Genomic DNA, 17,866 nt, shown 5'->3' on the forward strand with positions numbered 1-17,866 from the left:
CCCATCCACTCCACGTCCAAAAAACTCATGAATAATAAAATACAAAATCCTTTGGGCGGCTGACGGGCTTTCGGCTATATCTTTTTCTTAACTCTAAAATATTTTTGGAAAGAAAAAGGATGCCGCCTCTATCCCTGCCGCTGGCTCAGCCCTCCTTTATCTCTTAACTTGTATTTTTCATCCGTGTTCCCAGCTCCTCTGCACCCTCTGCGCGAAATAAAGTCAAAAACAAAAGTCTCAAAGACTGTATAAACTACAAAAGTCTTTAAGACTTTTGTAGTTTCAATATGTTTATTTTAGAAAAATACTACAAATTTGACAAAATGTCCATTCCATTTAATGAACTTACTACACCCTTTGTCCGAATTTTATAAAGATGTCTGACAAATGGTGTAACTATTTCCATAAATTGCCTTCATAGTTCATTATATATAGTATATAGTGTAGCATATTGCCAGCATACTATACTATATATAGACCATAGTTTTGCATATTGCCTATCCGATTTATTAAATTGTGGATAAAATTTAATAATAATGAAGATAATTCGTGAAACCTTCCTTATATTTGCTTCGTATTAATAGAGATAAACAAACAAAACATGGGAACGACACAGGTAAATAGACTTTATGGCGGCATCAAAGATTCAAGAATGTTGGAAGAATCAGAAGTGATGTACGCAATGTTGGTGGAAGACTTGACCGACTTCACCGGCTTCGATGCCGATTTGGATGCGGGTTTTGTCGCCAATTTACAAACCGACATTGATGCGGCCAACAACGTGCCGACCGATGAAACGGTGCAAGACCAAATTCAACAGTTGACCGAGGTGATGCAAGCCAAGTGGGATGCCTGCAAAAGCCAGTTTCAGAACGTGAAATATTTTATCGAAAAAGCATTTCCGAAACAAAAAACGGTGTGGAACGAATTTGGCTTTGATGATTATGACGAGATGAGCACGGAGCAAAGCAAAGTCGCTCCTTTCATGACGGCTTTTATTGCGGCGGTTAATAAATATAACACCGAGTTGCTGGCCGTCAACATGCCGAGCAATGTAGCGACAGATGCCACCACCGCTCACGACGAGTTCAAAGTGGCCAACACGGCGCAGAACAAAGCCATCAAGGAACGGCCTACGCAAACGCAGGCGCGCATCGTGCTTTATAATGAGGTGTGGAAGAAGTTACAAATCATCAGTCGCGCCAGCAAAACGCTTTATGTGAACGACTATGCCAAGCGTCAGGAATATTTATTGCCTGGTCCATACAACAATATTCAAGAGGGCGATGAATTTATGATAACCGGTGTGGTGAAGAATCTGGTAACCGGTGTGCCGGAAGAAGGCGTAGAGGTGAAACTGGCCAATGTAGATTTAGTAAGCGTTACAGACAGCACCGGTACCTTCGTCTTTGTGGACGGGGTGCCCACCGGTAACGATTCGCTGATTGCCACGAAGGAACATCATAAAACTGCTACGAAAAATATTGTCATCGAGGCACACAAGAAATTGGTGACCAACATAGATATAGAACCGGATAATACGTAGAGACGCAATATTTTGCGTCTGGGCCACGATAGACGTAATATATTATGTCTGTATTTCGCATTCGCAAAGAGACGCAAAATATTGCGTCTCTACACTGCGGCAGGGATAGAGCCGGCATCCTTTTTCTTTCCAAAATAATTTTAGAGTTAAGAAAGAGATATAGGCGAAAGCCCGGCTGCCGCCCAAATATTGCGTCTCTACGCTAATAAAAAAAAGGGTACACCACCCGGCATACCCTTTCTGTTTCTTGTGATTGGTATTTAGCTTAGAACTTCAATATCTTGAACTCTGTTCTTCTGTTCTCTTGATGCTGGTCTTCGGTGCATTGGATGATTTGGGTGCCTTCGCATGCACATTTGTTTACCAAGCGACTTTCGCCATAGCCCGCAGCTATCAATCTCCGAGCACTAACTCCTTGACTGACGATGTAGTTGACCGCCGCCTCGGCTCTCTTGCTCGATAGTTGTTGGTTGTATTTGGCCGTAGCACGACAGTCGGTGTGGGAACTCAACTCGATTTCTAAGGTCGGGTTGTCTTTCAGTACTTTCACCAACTTGTCTAATTCTTTGGCTGCATCCGGACGAATGAACCATTTGTCCAAATCATAGTAGATGTTCTCGATCTTGATCGCTACGCCTTTCTTTACTTTCTCTAGTTCTAACGTGGTGTATAAGGTAGCAGGTGCTTTCTTGCCTACCGTGGATTGGGTGGCCGTTACTGTCAGGTATTTGGTATCCGGTTCGCCGGTCTCTTTGCTCGCTTCTAAGCGGTAGTTGGTGTTCGGCTCTAAGGTGAAGTTGCATTTGCCGTCTTTGTTCGCCGAGCATACTTCTTCTTTGTTCGTCGTCAGGTTGGTCATCTTGATCTTCGAGTTTTCCAGCGGTTCTCTGGTCTTCTTGTCCAGCACCGTCACTTCCATGTTGATGCCGCCTTCTCCTATCATCGGTATTTTGATCAGTTCGGGTTTCTCTTTCACGTCTTCTACTACTTCCGCAGGCAGGTAGCCTTGTTTGGTAGCGCTGAATACGTATTTCTTGCCGGGGATAGCCGGGAAGGTGAATTCGCCTTCTTTGCCGGACTGTGCCTTGCCTTTTATGTTGTCTTCTTCTATCATGATCACGCTGGCTTCGCTAATCGGTTCACCCGTGCTCACGTCATAGACCATGCCATTGACCACAATACCCTTTTTGGTGAAGCTGTAGATGTCGTCGTCGCCCTGTCCGCCGGGGCGATTGGAGCTGAGGTAGCCTTGTTTGTTATCTCTGTTGATGATGTAGTTGAAGTCGTCTGCATTGGTGTTGACCGGATAGCCCAAGTTCTGCGGCTCTGTCCAGCTCATTGTTTTGCCGCCTGTCTTGATCATGCTCGCCGAGTAGATGTCTAATCCACCCAGTCCCGTATGGCCGGTGGAAGCGAAGTATAGTGTTCCATCTTCAGACACAAAGGGGAACATTTCGTCGCCGCTCGTGTTGATCTTAGGGCCTAAGTTGAGTGGGGTAGTCCACGGGCCACCGATTTCTCTGGTGCTGATATAGATGTCCACACCGCCATAGCCGCCCGGCTTGTCGCTGGCAAAGTACAGGGTCTTGGCATCTTTGCTTAAACTAGGATGACCTACCGAGTATTCTTTGTCGTTAAAGCTCACCGCTTCTACGGTCTCAGCACCCCAACTGTCTTTGTCTTTCAGCCAAGAGATGCGGTAGAGTTTCAGTTTCACCGTTTTGTCGGCAGAGAAGAAGGCTCTTTTGCCGTTGTAGTTGCTGCGGTCGAAGAATAGTTCGCCCATCTTCTCGTTGTAGCTCGAACTGCCTTCATGGAATTTTTTGTTCGGCAGTTTGCCACGCATCAGTTGGGCTGGGCCCAGTTCAGATGAATTGGAATCTGTTTTGAAGGCTTGGTAGATTTGTAGGAAGCTCGCTTTGGTCCAGTCGTCTTTGAATTTTACATACGCATCTTCATATCTGTTGGAGCAGAAGAAGATACCCGTGTCTTTGAAGAAGGCTACTCCAAAGTCGGAGTATTTGCTGTTTTGTTTCAGGTTCTTGATTTCATACAGTCCATTGTCTTTGCTCAGCTCTTCTATCTTGTCTATTCCGTCCATCCGTTCTTTCACGCTCAGGTCGTTGGGCGCTAACTCTGAATAGGCTTTGTATTGTTCTTTCGCTTCTGCATATTTCTGATTGGCTCTCAGTGCTTCGGCATAGTAGAGTTTGCTCGTCAGGTCTGCTGTTTCCATCTGGGACAAACGCGCATAGTAGGGCTCCGCTCCTGCCCAGTCATTGATTAGCCGGTGGCTATCCGCTATTCTTTGCAACACATATACATTGCTGCTGTCTTTCTTCAACGCCCGTTTGTAGAACTCAATCGCATTGCGGTAGTCAAATTGTTTGTAGTAAATATCCCCCATCTTCACCGATGGCTTTTCTGCTACTACAGCACCGCTCATCAGCAGGATGGTGAGTAAGAGGGTCAGGAGTTTTTTCATGGTCTTTATTTTTCGGGTTGTCTTATTTCAATGGTCCGTTGCCGGTTCTGGTTTCTTCTCTCTTTTCTAATTACTATCTACTAAATACTTCTGTCTGTTTTCTAAAAGTATTTCACATATCTCGGTGTTACAAATCTCTTTTTGTTGTACCAGAAGTCGTAGCCCAGCATCAACTCATGCGTGCCGCTCGTATACTTTCTCAGGCTTGATATTTCTACATCATAAGCATAGCCCACCTGCAACTGAGGGGTGATCTTTACTTGCATGAACGCTACCGCTGATTGTCCTACATATTTCACATCGCCACCAGTTCTGTATCCTGCTCCGATCCATAGTCTATCCACAAACAGTAAGGCCAAGTTGATGTCGAACTGTGGGATGTTCTTTGGTAGTCCTTTCTGCCATTTGACCAGAATCGTCGGACGGAATTTGACAATCGCCGGGTCTTTGCCAAATACATAACCCGCTGTGAAGTTGTAGTAGTTATAGGTTCTCGCGATTGATTCGTTCGTATAGCTCAGCACCCCCGTCTTGTCTCTTAATCTTGTCGGCAACAGGTGAGGAACAGAAACTCCTACAAAGTATTTCTTTCCATACCAGTAGATACCAAATCCAAAATTCGGAACAAACAGGTTCTCATTGATCTGGAAGGCCGGGTCATTGGGGTTGTTGGGCAACTCTGCTTTGCTGTTTTGCTGGTAGAAGTAGCTCAGCGAGGCTTGAAGACCAAAGCACAGTCTGGATTGTTTGATCCGTAAACGGTAGGCGAATGAAGGGGTTACACTGAAGCTGTTTGAAAAGCCCAACCGGTCATTGGAGATAACCATGCCCATTGCATACTGGTCTCTTCTGAACGGGGTGTGAACGCTAATGTTCGCCGTCTTCGGCGCTCCATCAAAGCCCGCCCACTGGTGGCGGTATATACCCATCACACTCACCACTTCCTGGCTTCCTGCATACGCCGGATTGATGAATAGTCCGTTGAACATATACATGCTGTATGCTGCATCCTGCTGCGCCTGTATGCCCGTCAGCATGCCCACACTTGCCAGTATTGTTATCAGTATCTTTTTCATAGTCTTTGGTTTTTTCTGGTTTTCTTTTGTGAAAGCATCGCGCCGTTACCGGTGCGATGCTTTTCCGTCTTTTATCTGTGTATTACTACGTATTTGGATTCGCGCTTGCCTGTACCGTCGTTGTATGAATAGATGATATAGTAAGTACCATCCGGCAACGCAACTCCTTGCATGTTGTGACCATCCCAATCGTTTTGGTAAGGCCCTTGACTGTTCCATACTTCAATACCCCATCGGTTGAATACACGAAGTTCTGCCTTCGGATAATCATCGTTGCACGGTATCTGGAATATCGGATTGTATTCATCCCCGTTAGGAGAGAACGCATTCGGAATGAAGCACGGCCCAAGTACAGTGATACAAATATCCGCGGTATCACAATAGAGGTAGGTACCCGTCACTGCACAAACCATGTAGGTGAAGTGTTCATCGCCCTTGTATTCATTATTCGGAGTGTAGGTTACTGTATGATCTTCATTAACCACTGCCACACCATGTTCAGGATCGCTGACTATGGTTATCACGGTATCTCCAGCTAAAGGTATTATATCGTTAGCCAGCGGATTTACAGTCACCGGCTTATTTGCACTGGTGGTATCAATATCACAAGGTTCAGGTACCGCTAGGATGATTGTATCCAGAACAGTCATGATTACCACTGAGGTATCGCAGCCAAACTCATTACAAACAACGATGCAGAACGTATCATCACCTTTGAATTGCTCATCCGGAGTGTAAGTAAAGCAGGCCGAATCTATAATCTCTGCGGTTCCGTTTCGTGGATCACATATTGATTGTATCTTCCAAAGAGGTAATGAGAATACGAAATCTCCGATACAAACCGTGTCAATGGTGTTCACGAAGGTAGTATCATAAATTGTATCCAATACCGGAGGAGGACAATCCCGGATATTAATTACGATGTAAGAAGTATCACACATACGAGGTGCGCCATCATCACACATGTAATACTGGAACCGGACGGTTCCTACTTTACCGTTAGGCAAGAATTTAATTTCATCTGTACCGATGAATGTAATGGCACCCAACGTACCCGATATAAAGATCGTTACGTTCGTAATAATAAGCTTATTGCCATTTGAAACGGTATCATTACGAAGTACAGATAATGTTACTTCTTCATCACGACATATCAGAACGGTATCAGGTCTGGCATCAATGTATCTGCAAAGCGCGACGACTATCTTGCCGGTATCACACAATTGCGGACTTCCATTGTCGCATATTGCATAGCAGAACGTGTCTGGATGAAGGGTGGTAAGACCAGTACCAGCGACATAAGAAATAGTTCCGTTTTCATTAATAGTTGCTGTTCCAAATTTAGGCATACATGGAATAGCGGTTACCCGAATTGAATCTCCAACATCCACATCAGCATCATTGCTTAATACATTCATCACCAATGTATCTGAACATATCATAAACACATCGTCTCCAGCCACCGGCGGATCGTTAATCGGACATACATCAATGTATATGTTCGCAGTGTCACATGCGTTGTTACAGTTCTTGGTACAGACTCGGTATGTGACTGTATCTTTACCATTGAAATTGGTATTTGGTCGGTAGTTAACCGTATTCCCGGAAACCGTAGCAGCACCGTGTCCTTGACGGACAATTACAATGGTCGCAATGGAACTTTCAAAGTTCGAATCATTTGCCAACACGTTCACAGAAACAGGAATCTCTTCACAAGTACTAACCGTGTCATCATTCGCCTCTGGTGCTTGCGTAACGTGAATACAAATGGTATCCCGGGTGATACATAGGTTACTGCTAACCACTCTTGCTGAAACACAGAAGTCTACTCCAGCCGGATTGACTATAAGCGGATTGACACCAGTACCTAATAAATTGCCACCACTATTATACCAGAATACATTTGTCACATCTACTCCATAATTAGCAGTGATGCTAATTGGAGTACCTCCACAGACTGAATCCTGAGAAGCAGCTAAACTGAGTGAAGGAGCTGGTTTAATTTCAACATTAATCGTTGCTGAATTGAAGCAATGCGTCAATGTATCAGTATAAGTATAGGTAATTACATTCTGACCAACATTAGCACTTGCCGGAGTGAATGTTCCGGTAGAACTCATCCCCGGTCCACTAAATGCACCACCGGATGGCGTTCCAATAAAAGTTTGATCTACATCATACCTGCAATAGCCGGGCAAGTTTCCTGTAATAGAAACACTTGGAGGAGCATTAACTGCAATGCACACAGTAGTGTCACCGATACAACCTGTAATGGGTTGCGTGTAGGTATATTTTATACACCAATTGCCAATACCAGTGATAGCAGGATTAAACGCTCCATTAAAAATTCCAGAACCTGTAAATACCCCACCAGCCGGAGAACCAACTAAGAAAATTGGTGGTTGATTCAGACAATACGTTGTTGGGAATCCAACTACAGAAATAGAAGGAAGAGCATTTATGTCTATGCAAATAGTATCACGGGTAAGACATTGGTTCGGAGAATTGATAGCGGTAGCAACCACACAATATTGAGTTCCGGTTGGGGTCACTGTAATCGGTCCCGTTCCACCACCAATACTACTTCCATCTAATCGAGTCCAAATGATATTAGAAACATCCAAACTATACGATGGTGTAATGACCACTGCACTACCTGAGCATACAGATTGCTTTGATGCCGTCAAATCAAGAGTTGGTGCACTTTTGACGTTGATGACGACATTCGTGGTATTAGAGCAAAGTGTTAGTGAATCCGTATAAGTATATGTAATTGTATCTTGTCCAACACCGGCACTTGCAGGAGTAAAGGTACCTGAAGCGTTGATTCCACGACCAGAGAATACTCCACCTGCGGGACTGCCAGTTAATGTTACGGCTGGTTCATACAGACAATAGTTTGGTGCATTGCCCGCAATACTTACTACAGGAAGAGGACTGACCGTTATACAGATAGTAGTATCGTCAGAACAATTCGTCAGCGGATTAGTGTAGGTATATTTAATACACCAGTTACCTACACCTGCGGCTGATGGTCTAAAGGTGTTACCAAACAATCCGGGGATAGTAGTAAAAGTTCCTCCCGAAGGAATACCAGAAATAACCACATCACCAGCAGAAATACAATATTGAGAATTGAGCCCAGAAATACTTGCCACAGGAGGATCATTTACAATTACCCTAACTGTATCTATGGCTTGGCATCCCTTCGAATCTGTACCAATTAAACGATAGGTAGAACTAGTTGTGGGACAAGCTTGAGGGTGCGGAGCTGTAGGATTACTTACGTCTCCTAACCATTGTAGTGTGTATGGACCTACCCCTCCAGAGACAGGAATCGAACCTCCTAATGTTACACAACCTAAATTGTTTGAACAAAGCGAAGGCAAATTAAACCCTGCATCAACATTGACCGTATTTGGAAGGACAGTTACAACAGCACAATCCGGATCTGATTTACAACCAAAGCTATCCGTAACAATTACGCAGAAGTTAGTCTGGAATCCCAAGTTTTTAACCACAGGATTTGCACAGCTATTACAACTGAGGGATATATCAAATGGAGGATCCCAAGCGTAGGTATATGGGCCAACAGTTCCTGAGGCTGTAGGTGAGCCACCTATTATTGCACTGTCAAAGCTACAAGCAAAAATTGTTGCATCCGGTCCTGCAAATGCAGAGGGAAGAGCACGAAGAGATATGCTAATATCATCAGTAGATGAACATCCCAATGAATCTTTAACAGTCAGCGTATAGGAAATATTTGATGTGATATTTTGGGCAACCGGGTGAGCCACATTGGAATTTGGAATCAGGAATAAAGAGGGACTCCATGTATATGAATAAGCTCCGGTACCACCGGTGGCAACAGAATTTCCCCCGAGCATTACCGAGGTGCGGTTACAGGTCAGGGTATCTTTGCCAGCGTCAACAATTATCAGCGGACTTACAAATAGGTCCATAGAATCGGAGATGTTGCAACCCAAAGCATCGGTAACAGTCAAATAATACCGTGTAGTAGTTAACGGAGAGGCACATGGGTTGGCGATAAATGGATTATTTAACCCAGGAACCGGAGCCCATTGGTAAGCATAAGGAAGTTGCCCGCCTTGCGCTGAAGGCGTTCCCCCAATATTTATACATGTGCTACTATTGACGCAATATGTTTTGTCCAAACCAGCATCAACTGTAAGATTAGATGGATTAACAGTGACTTTAGCTTCATCAATAGCAATGCACCCGGTCGCATTGTCGGTAACCGTTACACTAAAACTAGTGGTCACCGTCAATCCTGTAACTATCGGATTGGGAATAGTTGAACCATTTAGATTAGCTGATGGAGACCATTGATATGAATAATTACCAGAACCACCAGAGCCTGTTGGAGAAGATCCTAGGATGACAAACGAACCAGGACAGCTAATCATAGATTGATCAGAACCGGCGTTAGCGATTATTGACTGACTGACGTTTATTGTCTGGCAAGCTGAAGCCGAGCATCCTGCGACATCTGTAATAGTCACGCAATAAGTGCTGGTAACAAGCGGATTCGCTATCGGATTTGAAGTGGTATTATTATTCAGTCCACTACCGGGAGACCAGCTATATGTAAATGCTGGCGTTCCACCTCCTGCGGTAGGATTACCACCGAGACGAGCATTTCCTCCTTGGCAAATTGAAGTGTCAAGACCGACAGATGCAGTTATCGAAGGGTTGGCAGCAACGGTCATAGAATCTATGGCTTCACAACCATTTGCATCTTGAACCAGAACAGTATATACCGTCGTCATCGCTGGATTGGCCAAAGGGTTCGCAATAAAAGTTGAATTAAGAATGCCAGCCGAAGGGGACCAATCAATTGAATATGGAGATTGTCCTCCAGACACTGTAGGACTACCACCAATAATCACCGGAGAGTTTTGACCTATGCAAACACTTTTATCCAAACCTGCGTCTGCTGTTAAAGTAGAGGGTAAAACCTGCACCAATACATCATTTTGAGCCGTACATCCGTTTTTATCGGTTACTACAACCGTATAAGTCTGCGACGAACTTAAATTGCATACAAATGGATTGGAAGATGAATTGTTACCCAAACCAGTTTGAGGCGACCAAGAATATGTGTATGGACTTGATCCTCCAGATGCTGCAGGGGATCCACCAATGGTAGTACAAGCTCTAGGACATGAAACTGTGACTCGGTCTAGACCCGCATCGGCAATTGGGTTTGGGTTTACAATAATAGTTACGATCGCACTATTGCTGCAATTAAGAGAGTCTAACACAGTCAATGTGTAAGTAACGTTACTTGTAGGACATGCCACAGGATTTGCGACGTTGTTTGCTGATAAGAAATTCGTAGGAGTCCAGTTGTATGTATAATTGCTACCAGTTCCCCCAGAAGCAGTAGGTACCCCACCGAGCGTTTTACATGTGCCGGAACATAAAGTATCTGTAGCACCCGCATTTACACTAGGACGTGGGTTAATTGTAATACGCACGGAATCTGTGGCTATACAACCACTTGCGTCCGTTACTACAACTTGATAAGTAGTTGTACTATTAGGACTGGCAATAGGATTAGCAGCGGTGGCATTGGTCAAGCCAACTGTCGGAGTCCAAGCATAGATATATCCAGGACTTCCTCCTATAACGGTCGGATTACCCCCTAAAGCTACCGAAACGGAAGATCCCGCACAGAACGATACACTGTTACCTGCATAAGCCGTCATGTTACTGTTCGCAACATTTACTATTACCTGATCAAAATTAGAACATCCAAACTGGTCAGTAACTTGCAATGTATATGTTGCAGAAGAACCCAGATTTTTAACATAAGGGTTACATGATGTAGCGCTGCTCAGTCCTCCCGACGGAGACCAAGAGCATATTAATCCACCACTACCACCGCTTCCAGAAGGAGAACCGCCTATTTGTACACTATCTCCAGAGCAAGCTACTAGCGTTTTGTCTACACCAGCATTGGCAACAGGATTTGGACGAACAGTTAAAAGTACATTATCTGTAGCAGAGCATCCATTCAAATTAATTACAACCAAAGTATAGTTTGTTGTAATCGTTGGATTTGCAACTGGATTCGACGCACTTGTACTACTTAATCCAGCAGCAGGAGACCATGTGTAGCTATACCCTGGTATTCCGCTACCGGTTCCCAAGATTACCTGAGAGCCATTACATATAGCAGTATCCAAACCTGCATCAACAACGGGCAGAGGATTTACTGTAACCATTACAGAATCTACAGCCGAACAACCCTTACTATCTGTTACCGTCACAAAGTATTTGGTAGTACTAACCGGATGGGCAATTGGGTTTGCCGGATTTGTCAAATCCAAAGTACCACTAGGCGACCATGAGTACGAATACGTTGGAGAACCGCCCACAGCAGTTGGAATACCTCCCAGAGTAAATCCTGCAATACTTCCTGAACAAATAGCGCCATCCTGGCCCGCCTCAGCAGATAGATTGCTGGTGGTCACGGTAGCCAACATTACATCTGTTGATTGACATCCTTTAGAATCTGTAACTGTTAATGAATAAAATCCGGAGCTATTTAATCCCTTCAAATATGGATTACATGCACTTGCACTACTTAAACCGGCTCCAGGACTCCAAGCACAAATTAAAGCACCAGTACCACCAGAACTCGCAGGTGTGCCACCAATCTGTATACTATCTCCAGGACAGCTTAAAATTGATTTATCAGGTCCGGCATTTGCCAACGGATTTTGATTTACAGTTAATAGTAAATTATCGCTAGAATGACAGCCATTGGCATCCGTAACGGTCAAAGAGTAAACGGTAGAATTAACCGGACAAGCAGTCGGGTTCGCAATGTTTATTGCATTTAGCCCAAGAGAAGGCGACCAAGTATATTGATAAGCCGGTGAGCCTCCAGAAGCCGCGGGAGTTCCTCCAATAACGGAACAAAAACCAGCACAAATTTCGTTGTCCACACCAGCATCAGCTAGCGGTCGAGGGTTAATTGTAACTTTAACTGAATCAAATGCACTACAACCACTTGCATCCGTAACAACGACAACATAAGTAGTTGTATTCAGTGGGCTTGCCGATGGATTAGCAACTGATGAGTTGCTTAGTCCCAATGTAGGGGTCCATGAATAAGTATAAGATGGCGTCCCTCCTACCACCGTAGGATTCGCTCCTAAGCTGATTGACCCTAGCGAACCTTCACACAAGAATCCATCATTACCAGCATAGGCGGTCATGTTACTATTGACAAGTCTTACCAGTACCTGATCAGACCCAATACATCCAAATTGGTCTGTAACAACCAAAGTGTAAGTGATTGGAGCAATTAGATTTTTGACATAAGGATTACAGGATGAGGAACTGCTTAGTCCGTTATTAGGAGACCACGCGCACACTAACCCTCCACCTCCGCCATTTCCAGAAGGAGAGCCACCAATTTGGACACTATCCGATGGGCAAGCAATTAGAGATTTATCAACTCCCGCATCAGCAGTCGGATTGGCCCGAACCGTAACAAGAACATTATCCGCAGCCGTACATCCGGTAGGATATGTAACCGTTAATGAATAATTCGTTGTTGTAGACGGCCCTGCAGTAGGATTAGATATACTGGTACTGTTTAGACCAATACCAGGAGACCATGCATAAGTATTACCGGGTATTCCTGTGCCAGTCCCTAATGTTGTCTGAGAACCAGCACATATCGCGGTATCCATGCCAGCGTTAGCAAGCGGTACTGGATTAATCGTAACTGTAACAGAGTCAACTGAACTACAGCCTTTACTATCAGTAATTGTAACGTAGTACTTTGTTGTCGAAAGCGGCAGCGCAATTGGATTGGCTGGATTGGTTAAATCCAGTGTTCCACCATTCGGAGACCAGGAATAAGAATACGGAACAAAACCACCGGTGGCAGTTGGGGATCCTCCCAACGTAACACCTACTGTTCTATCTGCGCAAATTGCACTGTTCTGTCCGGCTTCGGCTGCTAACGTATTTGGTGTAATGCTTACCAAAACTAAGTCAGTTGCAGTACAACCTTTCGAATCTATTACATTAAGTGTATACAGTATAGGTGAAAAAATTCCATTTATGGATGGATTGCATAATGCTGGATCACTCAGGCCATTTATCGGGCTCCATACGCAAGTCAAGGTCCCGGTTCCTCCAGAACTGGCAGGTGTTCCGCCTATCTGGATACTATCACCCGGGCAAATAGAAATTGATTTATCCGGTCCTGCATCCGCTATCGGATTAGGACTAGGGGTAACGGTAATGTCATCAGAGTGCGCACAACCTTTGCTATCGGTCACCACCAACTGATAGGTAGTCACCACCGTAGGAGATGCCCCTGGATTGGATACACTCGACGAGCTTAGGCCAAGGCTTGGATCCCAACTGTAGGTGTATGGAACTGTGCCAGACGAAGCACTTGGGCTGCCGCCAATTATCACGGTCTTGCCGCTACATACATTCGTATCTACACCCGCATTCGCCACCGGCTTCGGATTAATCGTCACAAATACTGCATCCGTAGCCGTACAGCCCTTGCTGTCTGTTACCGTAACTGTGTAGTTCTCACTGCTCTGATTACATGCTACCGGATTTGATGTGCTGTTGCTGCTTAATGAACCTCCTGTCCAGCTATATGTGTATGGTGGAATTCCGCCAACTACTGTCGGGAAGGATCCCAACTGAACGCAGTTGCCAGAACATACTTCTTTGTCTTCGCCCGCATCTACCGATAAGGTAGTGGTGACCACATTCACCGTTACAAAATCAACCGATGAACATCCGCTTGCATCTGTAACTGTCAATCCATAAACCGTCGTTGTTGCTAAGCCTTTAACTGTCGGGTTAGCTATATTGGTAGCGCTCAATGCCGTACCAGGTGACCAACTGTATGAGTAGGCACCCGTTCCGCCTGTCGCCGCCGGATTGTCACCAATCGTAATGCTGTCCCCAGAACATAAGCTCAACGATTTGTCTGCGCCTGCTTGTGCCACCGGGTTAGGACGAACCGCAACTAAAATGTCATCTGTTGCTGTGCAACCTAAACCATCTGTTATCGTCAGCGTATAGCTCGTCGAGTTGGAAGGGGTTGCCGTAGGTCGTTCAATAAATGCATTGCTTAATCCAATGCTCGGTGACCAAGTATAGCTATAAGCTCCTGTACCTCCCGTTGCTACATTCGTTCCTCCCAGTGCTATTCCCTGTCCCGCACAAACTGAGGTATCTGCTCCGGCATCTGCTACCGGTGACGGGAATACGTAAAGGGTTACGGAATCAATCGTCTGACATCCTTTCGCATCGGTAACCGTCAGATGGTAGGTCGTTGTTTGTGATGGATATGCTAAAGGATTCGCCGGATCGGAAATATCCAGAGTGCTGTCCGGTGACCAAGTGTATGAATATGGTAAGAATCCACCCATTGCTGTTGGAATACCACCCAATCTTACACTCGCTCCTGCAAAACGACATATCGTATCGGTTACTCCTGCTTCAGCAGTCAGGGAACTTGGCACAACCAGTAGGTTCACCGCATCTGTCGCAGTGCATAAGTTGATATCCGTCACTTTTACCGTATAGGTAGCAGATGCCAATAAAGCACAGGCTTCCGGATTGGATATATCGGTTGCACTCAAATTGGTCGAGGGATTCCATGAGTAAGTGTATGGACCCACACCGCCTGTTGCCGTCGGAGAGCCACCGAGGATCACACAGCTTGCGCTACATGCGTTGACCTGTGCATCTGTTCCTGCATTTACTACTGGGTTCGGACGGACAATAACGGTCACATTCGAATTACTCGTGCAACCATTAAAATCTGTTACTAATAATATGTAAGTAGAGGTTCCCGCAGGGCTTACTAAAGGATTAGCGACCGGCAAGGTACCACCCACACTCCATGAGTAGGTATAAGGTCCGGTGCCACCACTTGCGGAAGGACTGCCTCCAATGTTTACATTCTGTCCCGCACAGATAGCGGTATCTACTCCTGCGCTTGCCTGTGGGTTGGCGTGAACAGTTATCGTAGCCGAAGCGCTGGCTATACAGCCAGAGGCATCGGTCACTGTCACCGTATATATATAAGACCCAACTGTATTTGGGTTTACGGTTACTATTTGTGTATTGGTCGCTGTCATGTTTGATCCGCTCCAGCTATAGCCGGAGGCCGTTGATCCTCCTGATATGTTGGCAGTCAGGTTGACACTACTGCCGCTGTTCGCACACCAAGAAGTATTGCCGCTAGCACTTATGCTTGCCAAAGGCGGACTATTGGTCACTGTCACTAACACCGCATCACTGGCAGAACATAAATTTCCATCAGTAACTACTACTGTATAGGTTTCTGTAGCCGTGATCCCCTGTACAATTGGATTGGATATGCTTGTAGAGGATATTCCTCCCGTTGGAGACCATACATAAATATAGGATCCACCACTTCCAACAGATGCTGTCGGACTGCCGCCTATCTGGATTCCTCCAGGACTACAGAAAGGTAGTGTTACATCAGTACCTGCATTTGCTATCGGGTTATTGTTTACGTTGACGGTCGTACTAGCTGTAGCTGTACAGCCATTTGAGTCGGTCACTAATACTGCATAAGCAGTCATAGCCGTTGGACTGACCATCGGATTAGCTACCGGTGACGCTCCGTTGTTCCATGAATAAGTATAAGGAGACGTACCGCCACTTGCCGTCGGCGAACCGCCCAGAACAGTACTCTGTCCAGAGCAAATTGCCGTATCTATATGTGCATTTGCAAGTGGAGTATTATGTACCTGAATCGTTTGAGTGGCTGAAGCCGTACAATTAGACGCATCGGTAATAGTTACTGAATAGTTATAAGAACCCGCAGTTCCAGGATTCACCGTTGCTACTTGTGCGTTCGTCGGTGTAATGCTCGAACCGCTCCAGTTATATCCAAAAGGCCCATTGCCTCCTGATACGCTTGCTGTTAGATTGACACTGCTACTGCTGTTCGCACACCAAGAAGTATTGCCACTGGCACTGATACTTGCCAACGGTGGACTGTTGGATAATGTTACTGATACCACATCACTGGCAGAACATGAATTTCCGTCAATCACTAATACCGTATAGGTGTCTGAAGCTGTTAGTCCCTGTACCACAGGATTGGATATACTGGTGGATGACAAGCCACCCGATGGAGACCATGTATAGGTATAGGATCCGCCACTTCCTCCGGAAGCCGTTGGGCTGCCTCCTAACTGAATTCCTGTAGGACTACAAGCCGGAAGTACCACATCCAAACCGGCATTGACCACTGGTTTTGAATTTACATTAACTGAAGTGCTGGCAGTGGATGTACATCCATTTGAGTCAGTCACTAACACTACATAAGCAGTTGTTCCCGAAGGATTTACTACCGGATTAGCTATCGGTGAGGCCCCATTGTTCCAAGAATAAGTGAATGGAGAGCTGCCGCCAGATGCCGTCGGTGAACCGCCTAGGGTTACACTCTCTCCCGAACATATCGTATGAGTCGGATTGCCCGCATCTGCTACAACTTCGGGGAATACACGTACAGAAATTGAACTACCTGCTTGGCAGCCTGTCGCGTCGGTAATAAGTACAGAATATATATAAGCCCCTTCACTGTTGGGACTAGCTACCGTAATAATTCCAGTATCCTTGCTTAAAGATTGTCCTATCCAACTTAGGCTATAAGGTGTGGTTCCGCCTGAAGGAATAGCTGCAAATCCAACTGCACCTCTTACTCCTTCACACCAATAAGTAGGGTTATTCGGGGCTATAGATACTTGAAGTGAAGAACCCGTTACATCTACAAATACAATATCGGAAGCACTACAACCATTTGCATCGGTAACCGTTACCGTATAATTGGTCGGAGAGCCTATTCCGGCTACTGATGGATTAGCCGTCGTATCAGATGTTAATCCTGAAGGAGGTGACCATGCATAGCTGTAAGGGGAAGTTCCGCCCGTTGCCGTCGGAGATCCACCTAACACCGCTCCGGACACACTACACGAAGGAATCGTTTTGTCCGTCCCTGCATTCGCTGTCACACCCGTGTTCACCGTTACACTCGTAGTAGCAGTTCCCGAGCATCCAAACGCATCGGTAATGGTCACATTATATGTTCCCGCTTTTGATAAGTCAGCACTCGTAATATCCGGATTCTGTAAGCCACTCGCGAATGATGGACCTGATAAGGTAAATGTATAGGTCGGTGTACCACCTCCGGGGCTAGAGTTCAAATTGATTGTTCCTCCGGCGCAGACCGGAGAGTTACTACCCGCTGTTACACTCAATGCCGGTTGTACCGTAATAAAGTTGGTAGAAGCGCTGGCCGTACATCCATTGTTATCTGTCAATTCTACCTGATATATACCACTCATCAAGGTAGTGGCATTAGAAATACTTGGATTCTGAGTTAAGTTAGAAAAAGATTGAGGGCCTGACCACACATAAGTATAGCCCGGCGTACCTCCCGATGGAGTCGAGGTCAGCAGGATGGTAGTTCCGGCACAATACGAAGCACTCGAACTTCCTGCCGTAACCGATGGCAGTGGATTGACCACTACATTCACCGATAAAGAAGCAGCCGAAGTACATCCTGCCGGACTGCTCTGGAGTCACGGTATAGTTACCCGCCATCGAAGCATTGACATTGTTTCTGTTGATTGGATTGCCACTCTCTGTAAAGGCATTAGGACCGCCCCAGTTGAACGTGTTTCCTACATCTCCGTCAGCACT

4 protein-coding genes are annotated in these 17,866 nt (G+C 45.5%); 1 reads left to right on the forward strand and 3 read right to left on the reverse strand.

Features of this window, described 5'->3' with window-relative positions; translation table 11 throughout:
- Nucleotides 1–601 precede the first annotated feature (601 nt).
- Nucleotides 602–1,546 carry a carboxypeptidase regulatory-like domain-containing protein gene (locus IPP77_01825; protein MBL0308458.1) on the forward strand — a complete coding sequence of 315 codons (945 nt, stop codon included), beginning with the start codon at nucleotides 602–604 and terminating at the stop codon, nucleotides 1,544–1,546.
- Nucleotides 1,547–1,811: 265 nt separating this feature from the next.
- Here IPP77_01825 and IPP77_01830 read toward each other — a convergent pair whose 3' ends face one another.
- The 3 genes from IPP77_01830 to IPP77_01840 form a co-directional block, all read right to left on the reverse strand.
- On the reverse strand, nucleotides 1,812–4,031 hold the full coding sequence (locus IPP77_01830; GenBank protein ID MBL0308459.1) for a carboxypeptidase regulatory-like domain-containing protein: 2,220 nt from the start codon (nucleotides 4,029–4,031) through the stop codon (nucleotides 1,812–1,814).
- Nucleotides 4,032–4,132: 101 nt separating this feature from the next.
- The gene (locus IPP77_01835; protein ID MBL0308460.1) at nucleotides 4,133–5,107 is read right to left on the reverse strand and encodes a type IX secretion system membrane protein PorP/SprF; all 975 of its coding nucleotides are present in this window, start codon (nucleotides 5,105–5,107) and stop codon (nucleotides 4,133–4,135) included.
- Between the two features lie 71 nt (nucleotides 5,108–5,178).
- Entirely contained in the window at nucleotides 5,179–17,700 is a 12,522-nt protein-coding gene (locus IPP77_01840; GenBank protein MBL0308461.1) for a gliding motility-associated C-terminal domain-containing protein, read from the reverse strand.
- Nucleotides 17,701–17,866: the final 166 nt, after the last annotated feature.

This window comes from Bacteroidota bacterium, assembly GCA_016722375.1.
In the GTDB taxonomy this organism is placed as follows: Bacteria; Bacteroidota; Bacteroidia; order Chitinophagales; family LD1; genus Bog-950.